The following is a 15,698-nucleotide window of genomic DNA, read 5'->3' as shown; positions in this document are numbered from 1 at the left end:
GGTCGAATGGCGGGCAAACCACTCCCTGCGACACTGCCTCGCTGTCGGGTCTCACCAGCGCATGCGCACGCCAAGACTGCCGATCAGGCCGTTCAGGTCGTTGTCATCGACATCACTGCTGTAGTCGGCGCTGACGTACAGGCTGACCGCCGGGGTGACCTTGGCCACCAGGCCGAGGCCCAGTTCGACGGTTGACGAGTTGCGGCTGCTGCTGATCTTGTCCACCTGGTCGAGGCTGACCGTGGCGCTGGTGTTGACCGTGTGCCACAGGTTGGTACGTACATAGGGTTCGATCGGCAGGCCGTTGATGTCGTAACTCCCTTTCAGGCGCGCGCCGACACGCCCACTCCACGACGTCATGTCGCTGGACTGAGCATTGCCGTTGCCGGCGTTGTTGCTGTCCAGGGTGATGCGCTGGTTGATCAACTGCGCCTGGGGCTCGATCACCCAGTTCTTGCTGACACCGATGGGAAACCCACCTTCGACCGACAGGGTCACCGCGCTGCCCTCGGTGGCTTGCCGCTCGCCCTCACTGTTGCGGCTGAAACCACTGACCCGGCCGCCGCTGGCACTCAAGTCGACATGCCAGCCGCTGGCGCCGATCAGGCTCCAGTAGGCACCGAGGCTGTCACCCTGCACATTCAGGCTGTCGCTGCCGGGATCGGCGAGCGCCGGACCGATCAGCACGCCGCTGCTGTTGCCCTGAATCTGCTGGCTGCCGCCGATCAGGCCGATACGCTGGATGCTCCCGCCATTGCCGTGCAGGGTCAGCAGCGCAGGGCTTTTGCCAGTGGGGGCGGCGAGGGCGGCGAAGGGTGAGTTGAGGATGTCGTGTTCGGCCTGGGCGGCAGGTTGGCCATAGACCCGTTGCCAGGCGGACGGTGCGGCTTGCTCGATGCTCAGCCGTTGATTGTCGATACCGGGTTGGCTGAGGAAGCGGGCGGTCTGCAGGGGCGGCGTGGCCGGAAAGGTGAAAGTGGGTACGTCTTGCCGGTACCAGGGGATGGCCTCCTCCTCAGTCTCAGCGGCCAACACCTCCATGGACGTACAGAGCACCAGCAGTGTGGTGGAAACGGTGAGGGTCAGGGTGAACTCATGCTGGAAAGAGGAGGTGTTCATGGCGCTGTACCTGGCTGGCAGTGCACGTGTTGGCGTCTCTCCTACCCCGATCGAGGGGCGACCGATTTCATCGAGGCAAACCCTGGCGGCCCGCTAGAGCGGGTGTTCAGGGCCTGCCCCAGGTGTGTTTGCGGGGGGTAGTAAGCTGTAGCTAAGAAGACCGCGGGCGCTGCGTCAAGAAATTGAACGATGAGCGGTACGTCAAAATCAGAGCAGGTAAATGACTGAAAATTGGCGATTCTCCAAGGTGTTGTTTCTGCGTGAAATCACCTCTGAAGCGATTCTCATGCGCCTTTGTGGGAGTCAGCCCGCTGGCGAGGAGAGCATCAGCCACACCGCATCAACTTCATCGCCAGCAGGCTGGCTCCTACAGCGGATTGAATTGGCCCCTCTGATTGCATTGGCAGTACAAACAACCTGTAGGAGCGGGCTTGACCGCGATGGTCGTGAACGATAACGCGCGCATCCAGAAAGCACGTGGCGGCCTGAGGTTTTTCGCGAGCAGGCTCGCTCCTACAGTGGATTGTGTTGGCAGATCAGGTCGCATTGTCTTGTGGGACCGAGCCTGCTCGGGAAGAGGCCGGCACCGGCCAAATATGTGTTGGCTGACAGCCCGCTTTCGCGAGCAGCGGAACGCCGCCCGAGCTGCTCCCACAGTGGGTCATTGGCAGGGCAACATCTGGTGGGAAGGCGCATCCATCCCGGTTTACAAATGCACCTCCACCGACAGTGGCAAATGGTCGGAGAGATGGGTCCAGGGTTTGTTGCCGAGGATTTTCGGTTCGTGGCTGCTGGCGTTGCGCAGGTAGACGCGGTCCAGGCGCAGGAGGGGGAAGCGCGCGGGGTAGGTTTTTGCCAGTTGTCCGTGGTGACGCTCGAAGGCTTCGTGCAGGTCGTTGCGCCGGCCGAGGGTGAGGTTGCCGTGCATCTGCCAGTCGTTGAAATCGCCGGCGATGATCACCGGCGCATCCGCGGGCAGCGACTCGATCAATTGGCAGAGCAGGGCCAGCTGCAATTGCCGATGGCTTTCCAGCAGACTCAGGTGCACGCAAATCGCGTGGACCTCGGCGTGCCCCGGCACATCCAGCACGCAGTGCAACAAGCCGCGGCGCTCGGGGCCGGTGATCGATACGTCGAGGTTGCGGTGATGGCGAATCGGGTATTTCGACAGCAGGGCATTGCCGTGGTGGCCGTCGGGGTAGACCGCGTTGCGTCCATAGGCAAAGTCGCTCCACATGCTGTCGGCGAGGAACTCGTATTGCGAGGTGGCCGGCCAGTTGCTGTGGCGGTTGGCGTGGCGGTCATGCTCACCCAGCACTTCCTGGAGGAACACCAGGTCGGCCGACGTACTGCGCACCGCCTCGCGCAGTTCGGGCAGGATGAAGCGCCGGTTGAATGCGGTGAAGCCCTTGTGCGTATTGACCGTCAGGATCCGCAGGCGATGCACGTCCGCAGCGGTACCCAGCGGAGTAGGCCGGGTCGGTTGCCGTTCAGGGTCGGGGTTCACAATCTCTCCTCGAAAGTCGCAACGGGTTATCCATGCGACTCGTGCTTTGCCCGGCAGTTCAGACTATTGCGGATTTTTCCTGCTGCCGGGCGACCCCTCAGTCGTCCTCCTCGCGCTGCAACTCGAACAGCAACAGCGAGCGCCCGGTCACCGAGTAGACGTGGTTGAAGTCGAAGCGCTCCTGGCCACGAATCGCCGGCTGGTTGGTGTCGAGCATGCAGGTCCAGAAACTGCCGTCGGGGACTTCGGGCAGCTGGAAGTTGACGATGTCGTGATGGGCATTGACCACCAGCAGCAAGGTGGCGTCGCCGCCCTTGCGACGGATCCCGGTTTCCTGGGCACGGCCGTCAAGCAGCATGCCGAGGCAACGGCCATGGCCGTCCTGCCACTGCTCGGTGGACATCTCGCTGCCGTCGGGTGCGAGCCAGGTGACGTCCTTGACTCCGATATCTTCGTTGTAGCTACCCACCAGGAAGCGTCCCCGGCGCAGGATCGGATAGGCCAGGCGCAGCTTGATCAGGCGCTTGACGAACTTGAGCAGGGCCTTGCCGTCTTCGCTCAGGTCCCAATTGACCCAGCCGATCTCGCTGTCCTGGCAGTAGGCGTTGTTGTTGCCGTGCTGGGTGCGGGCGAACTCGTCGCCGGCCACCAGCATCGGCGTGCCCTGGGCCAGCAGCAAGGTGGCGAAGAAATTGCGCATCTGCCGATGGCGCAGGGCATTGATCTCGGGGTCGTCGGTCGGGCCTTCGACGCCGTGGTTCCATGACAGGTTGTTGTTGCTGCCGTCCTGGTTGCCTTCGTCATTGGCCTCGTTGTGCTTGTCGTTGTAGGACACCAGGTCATTGAGGGTGAAACCGTCATGGGCGGTGACGAAGTTGACCGATGCATAGGGCCGCCGGCCACGCTGGTTGAACATTTCACCGGACGCGGTCATGCGTGCGGCGAAGTCTGCCAGCTGGCCGTCGTCGCCTTTCCAGAACGCGCGCACTGTGTCGCGAAAACGATCGTTCCACTCCATCCAGCCGGGTGGGAAACCACCCACCTGATAACCGCCGGGACCGCAGTCCCAGGGTTCGGCAATCAACTTCACCTGGCGCAGCACCGGATCCTGGCGGCAGGCCACGAGGAAGCTGTGGCGCTCGTCGAAGCCGTCGTGATAGCGCCCAAGAATGGTTGCCAGGTCAAAGCGGAACCCGTCGACGTGCATTTCCGAGGCCCAGTAACGCAACGAGTCGGTGACCATCTGCAGCACGCACGGATGACTCAGGTCGAGGGTGTTGCCGGTCCCGGAATCGTTGATGTAGAAGCGCTTGTCGTCCGGCATCAGTCGATAGTACGAGGCATTGTCGATGCCGCGCATCGACAGGGTCGGGCCCTGCTCGTTGCCTTCGGCGGTGTGGTTGTAGACCACGTCGAGAATGACTTCGAGATTGGCTTCGTGCAGGTGCGCGACCATCTCCTTGAACTCGGCAATCTTGCCGCTGGCTAGGTAGCGCGGGTCGGGGGCGAAGAAGGCGATGCTGTTGTAGCCCCAGTAGTTGGTCATGCCCTTGTGCAGCAGGTGCTGGTCGTTGACGAAGGCGTGGATCGGCAGCAGCTCCACCGACGACACCCCGAGCTTGCGGATGTGCTCCAGCAGGTCGTCGACCATCAGCCCGGCAAAGGTCCCGCGCAGCGCGTCGGGCACGGACGGGTGGCGCATGCTGATGCCGCGCACGTGAGTCTCATAAATGATCGTCTTGTCCCACGGCACATTGACCCGGTGATCGTGCCCCCAGGTGTGTGCCGGATCGATCACCTTGCACTTGGGCACGAAGGGCGCGCTGTCACGTTCGTCGAAACTGAGGTCGGCGTCCGGGTGACCGATGGTGTAGCCGAACAGTGCTTCGGACCACTTCAGTTCACCCACCAGCTGCTTGGCATAGGGGTCGATCAACAACTTGTTGTGGTTGAAACGATGACCGTTCTGCGGATCGTAGGGACCGTACACCCGGTAACCGTAGATCAGCCCCGGGTGGGCGTCGGGCAGGTAACCGTGAAAAATCTCATCGGTGTATTCGGGCAGCTCGATGCGCTCCAGCTCGACCTCGCCGGCCGCGTCGAACAGGCACAGTTCGACCTTGGTGGCGTGGGCCGAGAAGATCGCGAAGTTGACGCCAAGACCATCCCAGGTGGCGCCCAGCGGGAAGGGCAGGCCTTCACGAATCCGCGTCGGGTCCACGGTGTGCGGCTCTGTTGCGGTTTGCTTGTGCGTGGGCATGGAAACTCCTGTTGCGCGATTGCGATATCAGTCAGTGCAATCTGTCGTTCAAATCGCCGGCTTGCGCGGAGCGCGGGGTTTTTTCACCGCAGCAGGCTTTTCACCGGGCGGGGTCACCACCTGGGCGGCGGAGGCCTTGGCCTTGCTCGCGGGTTTGGCGCTGGTTTTCGCGGCGGCTGACTTATCGCTGGCGGCTTTACCGGCCTTGGGTGGTTTGCTCGGGGCCAGGGCCTCGGCTTCCGCCAGTTTGCTCGCCATCTCCCAGTGGCGGGCTTCCTGCCCTTCGGGTTTGCCCTCGGATTCCCAGATCTGATAGGCGAATTCACGTATGCGTTTGTCGTCGTTGCTCATGGTGATGCTCCTGCGTTGAACTCAAGGCTGGATAAACACATTGACCGTGAAATCCCCCAGCGCGGTGCTGATCGGCAGCTCTGTTGGGTGTGTGACTTCGACGGTGGAAAAAAGTCCATTTAGTTTTTGCCGGTGTGGGCTGAACGGTAAGGTGACCCGGGTATCGTCCCAGCACGGGGCAGGCACCAGGGGGGTGGCACTGCTTTGCAGCAAGCTTGCAACCCGCACCGGCACCACGACCACCAGCCATTGCCCGCGGTACTCACGGGCGAACGCCAGCACGCGATCGGCCTGGCTGCCGTGCACCGGCAAGGGCAGATAGCGCCCGTGCCGGAACAGCGCTGGATGCTCGCCGCGCAGGGCCAGGGTGCGGGCGATCAACGCCTGCTTGATGTGCCCGTTGCGCCAGTGCTCCAGCAAGCCGCGAGGGTCTGTCTCGGCGTGCAGTGCCTGCCGGCGTGCCAGGTAATCAACAGGGCGGCGGTTGTCCGGGTCGACCAGGCTGAAGTCCCAGAACTCGGCACCCTGATACAGGTCCGGCACTCCCGGCACGGTCATGCGCAGCAAGGTTTGCGCCAAACTGTTGAGCGCACCACCCACGGCTATTGATTGCGCGGCTTCGGCGATCTGCCGGCGCAGGGCCCGTCCTTCCGGCGAGCACAGCAGGCGTTCAGTGAAGGCCCGGGCGGCTTGCTCATAGGGTTCGTTGGCGGCGCTCCAACTGGTGCTGAGCTTGGCTTCGCGCAGGGCCTTTTGCTGCCACTGCCAGACGCGCGCGCAGTAGTCGGCCAGGGCCGGCTCGTCGTCGGCGCGCAGGTCCAGCGGCCAACTGCCGAGCAGGCTCTGGTAGAGGATCAGTTCGTCGCCCGCCGCAGGCGCCTGGGGATCCTCGCGCAAGCCCTCGGCCAGGACGCGCCAGGCCTCGACCTGATCGGCGTACCAGGCACTGCGTTCACTGAGCAGCGCCAGGCGCGCGCGGCTGTCTTCGCCGCGCTTGTGATCGTGGGTGGCGGTGGCCAGCAAGTTGTCCGGGAAGCTCGCCAGACGTTCGCGGTTGACGCGGTGGAACTCGCTGACGGGCGCACTGAATTGTTCGCTGTTGAAGCCCACGTCGTTGCGCGACAGCAGTACCCCGCTGCGGTAGAACGCGGTGTCTTCGACGGCCTTGGCCGCTGCCGGCGAAGTCAGTTGCTGGAAGCGCACGCAGGCGTGCTTGAGGATCTTGCGCGGGCGGCCCAGGGGGCGTTCGCGCCACGGTTGGCCTCCGAGCCATTGGGCGATGTTGTCCAGCACCGGCCAGTCGGCTTCGTTCAGCGTCAGGCGGGCGCCCTGCAAGGCCTGCTGGAAAAACCCGTCGTCCTCGGCGCAGCGTCCGCGGGCGCTGATGTAGGTGCGGTACACCGAGAAATTCACGATCAGCGCCTGCAAGGCCCGGCGGATCGCGCCCAGGGTCAGGTCGCGGCTCATCACATCGTCGCGTGCCACTTGCAGCAAGGCCTGGGCCACGCTCTCGAAATCGCTGCCCAGCGAGCCCTGGAGAATCTGCTCGCGGGCGAGCCGTGCTTCCTCGATAAAGGCCGGGGTGCGACCGCTGTGGCGCTGCCACAAGTCACCCAGCGCCTGCGCGCCTTGCGGGTCGTGTTGCAGCAACGACAGCTGGTTCATGAACTCGTAACCGGTGCTGCCATCGACCTGCCAGTCGCGGCGCAGGCTTTCGCCTTCACCGAGGATTTTCTCGACGTAGATCGGCAGGTGCCTGCCGGGTGCCAGGGCGTCGACCCGGCGCCGCAGTTTGCGGCAGTAACCTCGGGGGTCGGCCAGGCCGTCGATGTGATCGATGCGCAAGCCGTCCACCAGGCCGGCGGCAATCAGTTCGAAGATTTTCCGGTGAGTGGCTTCGAACACGGCTGGGCGTTCGACGCGAAGCCCGCCCAATTCGTTGACATCGAAAAAGCGCCGCCAGTTGATATCGTCGGCGGCGGTGCGCCAACTGGCGAGGCGGTAGCTCTGGCGCTCCAGCAGGCTGTGCAGTCGAGCAAAGCCGTCAGCCTGACGACCATCGTGCCGGGCCAGATTGGCCTCGATGCAGCGCGCGATGGCCGGGTCTTCGGCCAAGCGTTGCAGGGCCTGCCTGAGGGATCCGGCGCGGGCATGGGCATCGCTCTGGTAGTGCAGGGTGGTGAACTGATCGGCGAGGGCTTTCAGCTGTCCGGCCTGGTCACTCTCCAGATCGCCTTCGGCCTGCAGCAACAGCCCATAGTCGCTGGGGCAGATGGGGAACTGGTGCTCATGGTGCTCGGCGTAGAAGCGCCCAAGCCGTGGATCGAACTTCAGCGCCAGGCTGCCGTCCTGCAGGGTGAAACCGTAGTCATTGCCGAGGAATGGCAGCAGCAACTGGCCTTCGAGCAAGGGGTCCGGTGAGTGCCATTGGATATCGAAGAATTCGCTGTAGGGACTCAGCCTGCCCCATTCCAGCAGGTCGAGCCACCAGGGGTTATCGGCCCCGCCGACCGCCATGTGATTGGACACGATATCCAGGATCAGCCCCATGTTCCTGGTGCGCAGGGCCTCGACCAGGCGGCGCAGGGCCGGTTCGCCGCCCAGTTCGGGATTGACCTGGCTGGGGTCGACCACGTCGTAGCCATGCATCGAGCCGCTGCGCGCACTGAGCAGCGGCGAGGCGTACAGGTGGCTGATGCCCAGTTCGGCAAAGTACGGCACCAGCGGCACCGCATCGTCCAGGGTGAAACCCTTGTGGAATTGCAACCGCAGGGTCGCTCGCACAGCCCCGGTCATTGATCACGCTCGCTGGCCTGTAGTCGCGCACAGGCGAGCATTTCCAGGCGCCGTGCGGCGTCGGCGTCATCCAGCAATGTGTCGCTGGTGGCGGGCAGGCGTCGGCTCCAGTTCGGGTGGGCGTCGATGGTGCCCGGCAGGTTGGCCTGCTCGTCCAGGCCCAGGGCGTCCTCCAGCGGCAGCAGCACCAGCGGTGCGCGGGTATGGCCGAGAAAGCGCACGCTGGCATCGAGCACCTGGTCGGTCTCGTGGCTTTCCTCGCGAAAGTTCTGCGGATCCTGGCTGAGGACGCTGCGCAGGCCGTCGCGCTCGCGCTGGCGATGTTGGCGCCAGTGCTGTTCGCCGTCGTGATCGATCATCTGCAGGCGCAGGTTCCATTCGATATCCCGGCCGTGCCACCAGCCGTTGAGGGTCGGCAGGTCGTGGGTACTGGTGGTGGCCAGGGCATTGTCGGGCCAGTCGAGAATCGGCCGGAAGCGGGTGTTGTGGTCCTGCTCGAACAACAGCACGCGCATGCCGAGGATCGAGCGGGCCGCGAGTTTGTCCCGCAGGCCGTCGGGGACGGTGCCGAGGTCTTCGCCGAGGACGATCGCCTGGTGCCGGTGGGATTCGAGGGTCAGCAGGCGCAACAGGTCATCGACCGGGTAATACAGGTACGCGCCATCGCTGGGCGGCGCCCCAAGGGGAATCACCCACAGCCGCTGCAGGCCCATCACATGGTCGATGCGCAGGCCGCCGGCATGGGCGAAATTGGCCCGGAGCATTTCGATGAATGCGCGAAAACCGTTGCGTACCAGGCCTTCGGGGGAAAACGCGGAGATGCCCCAGCCCTGGCCCGTGCGGTTGAGAATGTCCGGTGGTGCGCCCACGGTCAGTTCGGCGAGCAATTCGTCCTGGCGGCTCCAGGCCTGGCTGCCACCGCCGTCAGCACCCACCGCCAGGTCGGCAATCAGGCCAATGCTCATGCCGCTGCTGCGGGCGACGTTCTGCGCGCGTTGCAGGCAACGGGCGATCAGCCACTGGCAAAAGGCGTAATAGCCGATGCGCCCGCTGTTTTCCTCGGCGAAGGCTGCCAGTTCCGCGCTGCGTGGATTGCGCAGGGGGGCTGGCCAGTGGCGCCAGTCGAGGCTCTCGCCACGGGCGGCGCAGGCTTCCTGCAACGCTTCGAAGCGGCAGTGGTTTTCCAGGGCCTCGCCACCGCTGTGGCGAAAGCTGCTGAAGTCGGCGTGCAGCGGGTGATCGCCCTGGCTGAAGTCGGCGTACAAGGCTTCGAACACGCGTTGTTTGGCCCGGGCCGCGCGTGGCCAGTCCACCAGCGGCTGATCCTCAAGCTGTTTCAACTCGTCGCCCAGTTCGGTGGCCTCGATGGCCAGGCGCAGGGCACGCTCGCCGAGGATTTCCCCGGGGGCGGCGTACAGGCTGTTGAGGAACAAGCGGCTGGAAGGTGAATAAGGGCTGTAGCGCTCGGTGTCATTGCTGAACATGGCGTGCATCGGGCTGATCGCCAGGGCATCGGCGCCGCGCTCGCCAGCAACCCGGGCGAGCATTTCCAGGGCCTGGGTGTCACCGAAACCGCCATCCCCGGTACGACGCAAGGCATAGAGTTGCGCACTCAGGCCCCAGGCCCGCGGCACTGGCGCGTCCACCGCGGCTGCGACGCTGTGGCACTGCAGGGGGGCGACCGCGAGGGTGAAGTATTGGCCGGCAATGCTGACGTCCTGATAACCCACTGGCAGCAGCCCGGGTAGCACGGCCGCATCGTCCAGTTTCAGGTTGAGGATCGCGCCGTCTTCGAGTTGGATCTCGCAGGGGGTTTGCCCGGGAAAGTAGCGGCTCAGGTCGAGACCGCTGCCGACGTCGACGGTGAGCATCGGTGGCAAATGGTCGAGGGCCTGGCTCTGCTGCAAGGCCAGCAGGCTGGCGTCGATTTCCTGGGCACTGCCGGCCGGGTGGCCCAGGCCATTGAGGATCGTGCGCAAGACCGCTGGCTGGACTTTCTGTGGTCGCCCATTGGCGTCGATCCAGTCCACCGCCAGGCCGGCTCGGCTGGCGAGGATTTCCAGTTGCGCATCACTCATGGGCGCTCTCCTGCAGGGGGTTGCAATGACGTGGCGGGGGTGAGGGTGACAATCGCGCTGTAGGGCATCAGTTGACCTTGCTGCAAGTGTGCACGGGCGTGATCGGGGTATTCGAAGAGGGTCCGCGCCTGGGCTTGAGAGGTATGGGCAACGGCATCGGCGCCAAGGTTCAACTCAATGCACAGCAGGCTGCCATCGCCCAGTTGCCAGCGCGCGCACAGCGCCTGCGGTCCTAGGACGTTGGCCCCCAGGGCGTGGGCGCCGGGCAGGCGGGCGGTGAGTTCGCGTTGGCGAATCAGCAGCAGTTGCCGGTACAGCGCCTGGGTGCGATGGCCCAACCCATAGTCGTCGGGTATCAAGCGGACGCGCGAAGCATCGAAGGTAGCCTGGGCATTGGGGTCGGGAATGCGTTGGCGTACCTGTGGATCGGCAAAGGCCTCGAACGAGGCGAACTCGTTGCGCCGCCCCTGGCGCACCGCCTCGGCCAACTCGCCGTGATGGCTGGTGAAGAACAGAAAGGGTTCGCTGGCAGACACTTCGTCGCCCATGAAAATCAGCGGGATCATCGGCGACAACAGCAGCAGCACCGTGGCGGCGTGCAAGGCGGCCGGCGGGCAGAGCTGCTGCAGGCGCTCGCCGAAGGCGCGATTGCCGATCTGATCGTGGTTTTGCAGAAACAGCACGAACGCGCTGGGGGGCAGGTGCCCACTGGGTTCCCCCCGCGGCTGGCCACGACGGTCGGGCTCGCCCTGGTAGACAAAACCCTGGCTCAGGCAGCGAGCGAGCAGGGCGCAAGGCTGTTGGCTGAAGTCAGCATAATAGGCCTCGGTCTCGCCGGTCAGCAGCACGTGCAGTGCGTTGTGGCCGTCGTCGTTCCACTGCGCGTCGTAGCCCTTATTCAGCAGGCTGGCTTGATTGTGTTCGTTTTCCACGGTGAGCCAGACATGCCGGCCCGGGTCGACCTGCTGGCGAATGCGCCTGGCCAGTTCCTGGAGGAAGTCCGGGTCGTCGATGGCGTGCACCGCATCCAGGCGCAGGCCGTCGAAACGGTATTCCAGCAGCCACATCAGCGCGTTGTCGATGAAGAACTCACGCACTTCGCGGCGGCGAAAGTCGATGGCTGCGCCCCAGGGCGTGTGGCGGTCTTCGCGAAAGAAGCCGCTGGCGTACTGGTGCAGGTAATTGCCGTCGGGGCCGAAGTGGTTGTAGACCACGTCGAGGATCACCGCCAGGCCCAGGCCATGGGCCGTGTCGATCAGTTGCTTGAGCTCGGCCGGCGAGCCATAGGAGGACTGGGGGGCAAAGGGCAGCACGCCGTCGTAGCCCCAGTTGCGCTCGCCGGGAAACTGCGCCAGGGGCATCAGTTCAATGGCGGTGATGCCCAGTTCCACCAGGCGCACCAGATGGCTGCGCACCTCGCTGTAACCACCCAGCAGGCCGACGTGCAGTTCGTAGATCACCGCCTGGTGCCAGGGCCGGCCTTGCCAGGAGGTGTGTTGCCAGCGATAGGCCAGCGGATCGACCACGATGCTGTGGGACTCCGGTCCGCGGACCTGGGCCCGGGATGCCGGATCGGGAACGTCATGCTCGCCATCGATGTTGAAGCGGTAGCGGGTGCCGGCCGGACAGCGGGTCTTGAGTACAAACCAGCCGTCGACTTGGGGCAGCATGGGCAGTGACTGCCCATCCGCCAATTCGACGCTGACAGAAAATGCATCGGGCGCCCATAACGCGAAGCGGGTGTGCTGTGCGTCCTGCATGACGGCGCCGTGAGTCCAGGTATCCTGCGTCCTTAACGGCATTCAGGCCTCCTTATTGATGCTTGACCGACCTGCCCAGGGCCTTGGCCACCAGTTGCTCGTAGAGTTCGGCGTAGGGTTCGACTGCCTTGCACCAGTTGAACGGCGCGGCCATCGCCCGGCAGCGCATGGCGTTGAGCAGGTCGGGGTAGGCAAACACCTTGAATGCCCGGCTCAAGGCTTCTTCGTAGCTGGCGACGGTGGATTCGTCGAACAGGAAGCCGGTCACGCCATTTTCGATGGTATCGGCCAGGCCGCCGGTGTTGCGCGCCACCGGCAATGAGCCAAAGCGCTGCGCATACATCTGGCTCAGGCCGCAGGGCTCGTAGCGCGATGGCATGAGCAGGAAGTCGCTGCCGGCGAACATGCGTCGCGCGTCGGTTTCGTTGAAGCCGATGCGCACACCGATCTGTCCGGGAAAACGCAGGGCCAGGTCGCGCATGGCCTGTTCTTCCTCGGGCTCGCCACGGCCGATGATTGCAATCTGCCCGCCGGACTTGACGATGTACTCGGCCACGCCCTGGGTCAGGTCCAGGCCTTTCTGGTAGACCAGCCGCGAGACCACGGCGAACAACGGCCCGGCACTGGCGGTCAGGCCGAACAGTTCGCGGACCTGGGCGGCGTTGGCGGCCTTGCCCTCCCAGTCGCCAATGCTGAACGGGCACGACAGGTGCGGATCGGTGGCTGCGTCCCAGCTTTCGTCAATGCCATTGGGAATGCCGCTGAGCAGGCCCTGCTGGGTCTTGCTGGCAAGAAAGCCGTCGAGGCCGCAGCCGAACGCCGGGGTGGTGATTTCCTGGGCGTAGGTCGCGCTGACCGTGGTGATGTGGCTGGAATAGGCCATGCCGGCCTTGAGGAACGACAGCTTGCCGTAGAACTCCATGCCTTCCTGCTGCAGGGCGTGCTCGGGAATGCCCAGCTCCGGGCACGAGGCCAGGCTGACCACGCCCTGATAGGCGAGGTTGTGGATGGTGAACAGGGTCGGGGTGCGCTGGCCACGCCAGTGCATGTAGGCCGGCGCCAGGCCTGCTGGCCAGTCATGGGCGTGCACCAGATCCGGGCACCAGTGGATCTGTGCCAGGTTGGCGGCAATGTCGGCGGCAGCCAGGCCGAGGCGGGCGAAACGGATATGGTTGTCCGGCCAGTCGCGACCGTTGTTGGCGCCGTAGGGCGAACCCTCGCGCTCATACAGTTCGGGGCAGATCAGCACATAGATCACCAGGCCGTCGGGCATGTCCATGCGCCCGATCTTGCACGGCGGCAACGCGGCGTGGCCGCCCAGTTCGCCGATGATGTGGATCGGGTTATCGCTGTGCAGCACTTGCGGGTAACCGGGTATCAGCACCCGGACGTCGTGCAGGTGGGCCATGGCCCTGGGCAGTGCAGCGGAAACGTCCCCGAGGCCGCCGGTCTTGACCAGATCGGCGATTTCCGACGTCACGAACAGGACTTTCTTCTTGTTCGGATTCTGACGTGGAGTGGGCAGTACCGTTTTTGCACCCGGGGCCAGGATGGCCATTGACGTCGAATCGCCCTTGGCCTGGTGACTCAGCTCTCCCTGGATTTCTAAAGCGGCACTGTTCATGTGTTTCTCCCGTTTTATTGATCTGATTCAGGTCTTTCATCGGTACTGCAAATGGCCGCTTCCTGTGGCCGGGCGCAAAAGCGCCACACATCACTGCGCAAAGGCGCCGCGACGCGGTGGACTACCCAGGCTGTCGAGAACATTGCAAGGATTGCACCAGTGACCCTGACCCTTCCTATCACCTGACCTGTCGCGCTTGCGGAAAGTTTCGATTATTTCCTCGCAATATGACCGACCGGTCGCACTGGGCGAAAATGAGTCTAGGCCAGAACCTAGAGCGGGGTACGCAGGTTTTTCAATTGTTCGACAATCGGTTTTGTTGCACTCGAGACAACCGGAAAATTGTTACAATTGCACCGACGAAGGGCAGGACTTTCCGCTCGATGTGCAAAAAAAGGCAGGGGAATTGCCTGCGCAGAAAGCGCGGTGGAAGGGGGTGCGCACCGAATCAGTGCGTGCTTATGACTGCCAACCCAGAGTCGCCCAGGCCAGCACGGCATAACGGGCGCCCTTGGCCAGGGTCACGATCAACAGGAAGCGCCCGAGGGGTTCGCGCATGACGCCGGCTACCAGGGTCAGGGGATCGCCGATGATCGGCAGCCAGCTCAATAACAGCGACCAGTGGCCATAACGCCGGTAATGCTGGCCGGCCTGTTCCAGGCGCGCGGGGCTGACCGGGAACCAGCGGCGGCCCTTGAAGCGCTCGATGGCGCGGCCCAGCCACCAATTGACCAGCGAACCGAGCACGTTGCCGGCAGTGGCCACGGCCAACAGCAGCCATAAGCCGTACTGGCCATTGAGCAACAGGCCCACCAGTACGGCTTCGGACTGCAACGGCAGGAGTGTCGCGGCGCCGAAGGCCGCGAGAAAGAGTCCGAGGTAACCGACCAGCATTACTGGGCGGGGTAGTCGGCGATCACTTGATCGCTGCCGTCCTGAGTTACGCCGATCACCTGGTAGGCGTCGACCCGGTCGCCCATTTCCATGCCGGGCGAGCCGGTGACCATGCCCGGCACGGCCATCCCCTTGAGGTCGGCGCGCTTGCTCAGGGCCAGCACCTGGTCGGCGGGGACATGGCCCTCGACGAACTTGCCGTTGATCACTGCCGTGTGGCAAGACGCCAGGCGTGGCTCGACGCCGAGCTTCTGCTTGACCGCACTCATGTCGGTTTCGACATGATCGGTAACCTTGAAACCATTGCTCTCCAGGTGGCTGATCCAGGCCTTGCAGCAGCCGCAATTGGCATCGCGGTGCACATCGATCGGGATCAGTTCGGCGGCCAGGGCCTGGGAGCTGATGAACAGGGCGCCGATTGCGGCGGCCAGACGAAGGGGAGAAGTGAGCATAACGGGTCTCATTGTCGATCTTGCGTTCAGGGGGCTCAGAACCACAGCCGCACACCGGCGACGAAGCGCGCCTCGCTGCGCTTTTCGCAATCCTCGCCAGTGTAGTCGGCGGTGTTGCCGTAGGAACTGCTCCAGGTCACGCCAAGGTAAGGGGCAAATTCGGGGACGATCTCATAGCGCAGGCGCAGGCCGATTTCGCTGTTGGCAAGGCCCGAGCCGATACGCCGCGCGGGGTCGTTGCGCGTGTAGACATTGGCCTCGGCGCTGGGCTGCAGAATCAGGCGGTTGGTGAGCAGAATGTCGTACTCGCCTTCCAGGCGGAGCGCATTTTGACCGTTTTCGCCGAAGAAGGCCGTTGCTTGTGTTTCAAAGTTATACAGGGCCAGGCCTTGCACGCCGAAAGCGGCCCAGGTCTGCGGCGCCCCCGGCTGGAAATCCTGGCGCAGGCCACTGACCACGTCCCACCAGGGACCGATGGCGTGTCCCCAGAGCGCCTGGACTTCGGCCTTTTCCGTGTGACCGTTGCTGCGCTCGCCCTCGGAGCGCAGCCACAGCCGGTCGATATCGCCGCCGATCCAACCGCTCATGTCCCAGTTCAGGACACTGGCGTCGCTGGCATCCTGGTATTCCAGTTGATCGATCAGCCAGAAGCTGTTGAGGGCCTTGTCGTGGACTTCGTGGCCCTTGACGTCGGGGAAGGCGGCGCGGCGATCGGCGTCGGTCAGCGTCGGGATTGGCGTGCGACTGCTGGTCGTGGGCATCTGGCTATGATCCATGCCTGGCATCGAGCTGTGGTCCATGGTTTCGGCCGCCTGGCTGGTGCCCATGTAAAGGCCGAGCAGGGCGCTGAACATCAA

11 protein-coding genes and 1 pseudogene are annotated in these 15,698 nt (G+C 64.1%); 1 reads left to right on the top strand and 11 read right to left on the bottom strand.

The genetic code is table 11. The features are described from left to right. Window positions 1–51: 51 nt before the first annotated feature. Entirely contained in the window at window positions 52–1,119 is a 1,068-nt protein-coding gene (locus tag ACZYR5_RS14355) for an autotransporter domain-containing protein (RefSeq protein WP_489090625.1), read from the bottom strand. Between the two features lie 440 nt (window positions 1,120–1,559). On the opposite strand from ACZYR5_RS14355, the pseudogene ACZYR5_RS14350 reads away from it, so the two are divergent. Then, window positions 1,560–1,649: pseudogene (locus ACZYR5_RS14350) on the top strand (outer membrane lipoprotein carrier protein LolA); the annotation flags it as partial. Between the two features lie 176 nt (window positions 1,650–1,825). Here the strand turns inward: ACZYR5_RS14350 and ACZYR5_RS14345 are convergent. The 10 genes from ACZYR5_RS14345 to ACZYR5_RS14300 all read right to left on the bottom strand — a co-directional run bounded on the left by ACZYR5_RS14345 (window position 1,826) and on the right by ACZYR5_RS14300 (window position 15,695). Next, entirely contained in the window at window positions 1,826–2,626 is an 801-nt protein-coding gene (locus ACZYR5_RS14345; RefSeq protein WP_489090624.1) for an endonuclease/exonuclease/phosphatase family protein, read from the bottom strand. 97 nt (window positions 2,627–2,723) lie between these two features. Next, window positions 2,724–4,886: a glycogen debranching protein GlgX gene (glgX, locus tag ACZYR5_RS14340; protein WP_489090623.1), complete on the bottom strand. Its 2,163-nt coding sequence runs from the start codon at window positions 4,884–4,886 to the stop codon at window positions 2,724–2,726. Between the two features lie 48 nt (window positions 4,887–4,934). Continuing rightward, the gene (locus ACZYR5_RS14335) at window positions 4,935–5,237 is read right to left on the bottom strand and encodes a DUF2934 domain-containing protein (RefSeq protein WP_489090622.1); all 303 of its coding nucleotides are present in this window, start codon (window positions 5,235–5,237) and stop codon (window positions 4,935–4,937) included. Window positions 5,238–5,258: 21 nt separating this feature from the next. Then, window positions 5,259–8,033, bottom strand: coding sequence for a malto-oligosyltrehalose synthase (locus ACZYR5_RS14330; protein ID WP_489090621.1), 2,775 nt, complete (start codon window positions 8,031–8,033; stop codon window positions 5,259–5,261). Further along, window positions 8,030–10,111: a 4-alpha-glucanotransferase gene (gene malQ, locus ACZYR5_RS14325; protein ID WP_489090620.1), complete on the bottom strand. Its 2,082-nt coding sequence runs from the start codon at window positions 10,109–10,111 to the stop codon at window positions 8,030–8,032. Before malQ ends, ACZYR5_RS14330 begins: the two co-directional genes overlap by 4 nt. After that, window positions 10,108–11,913, bottom strand: coding sequence for a malto-oligosyltrehalose trehalohydrolase (gene treZ, locus ACZYR5_RS14320; protein WP_489090619.1), 1,806 nt, complete (start codon window positions 11,911–11,913; stop codon window positions 10,108–10,110). The genes malQ and treZ overlap by 4 nt, the downstream gene beginning before the upstream one ends. 10 nt (window positions 11,914–11,923) lie before the next feature. Then, window positions 11,924–13,495, bottom strand: a complete 1,572-nt coding sequence (gene glgA / locus ACZYR5_RS14315) for a glycogen synthase GlgA (RefSeq protein ID WP_489090618.1) — start codon at window positions 13,493–13,495, stop codon at window positions 11,924–11,926. Window positions 13,496–13,954: 459 nt separating this feature from the next. After that, window positions 13,955–14,389 (bottom strand): YqaA family protein, encoded by a 435-nt coding sequence (locus ACZYR5_RS14310; RefSeq protein ID WP_489090617.1) that lies wholly within the window; start codon window positions 14,387–14,389, stop codon window positions 13,955–13,957. Then, window positions 14,389–14,841: a DUF411 domain-containing protein gene (locus ACZYR5_RS14305; protein ID WP_489090616.1), complete on the bottom strand. Its 453-nt coding sequence runs from the start codon at window positions 14,839–14,841 to the stop codon at window positions 14,389–14,391. Before ACZYR5_RS14305 ends, ACZYR5_RS14310 begins: the two co-directional genes overlap by 1 nt. A gap of 35 nt (window positions 14,842–14,876) precedes the next feature. Then, on the bottom strand, window positions 14,877–15,695 hold the full coding sequence (locus tag ACZYR5_RS14300; RefSeq protein WP_489090815.1) for a copper resistance protein B: 819 nt from the start codon (window positions 15,693–15,695) through the stop codon (window positions 14,877–14,879). Between the last annotated feature and the right edge of the window lie 3 nt (window positions 15,696–15,698).

This window comes from Pseudomonas sp. F007 (assembly GCF_057814275.1).
This window is presented reverse-complemented; position numbering and strand designations above follow the sequence as displayed.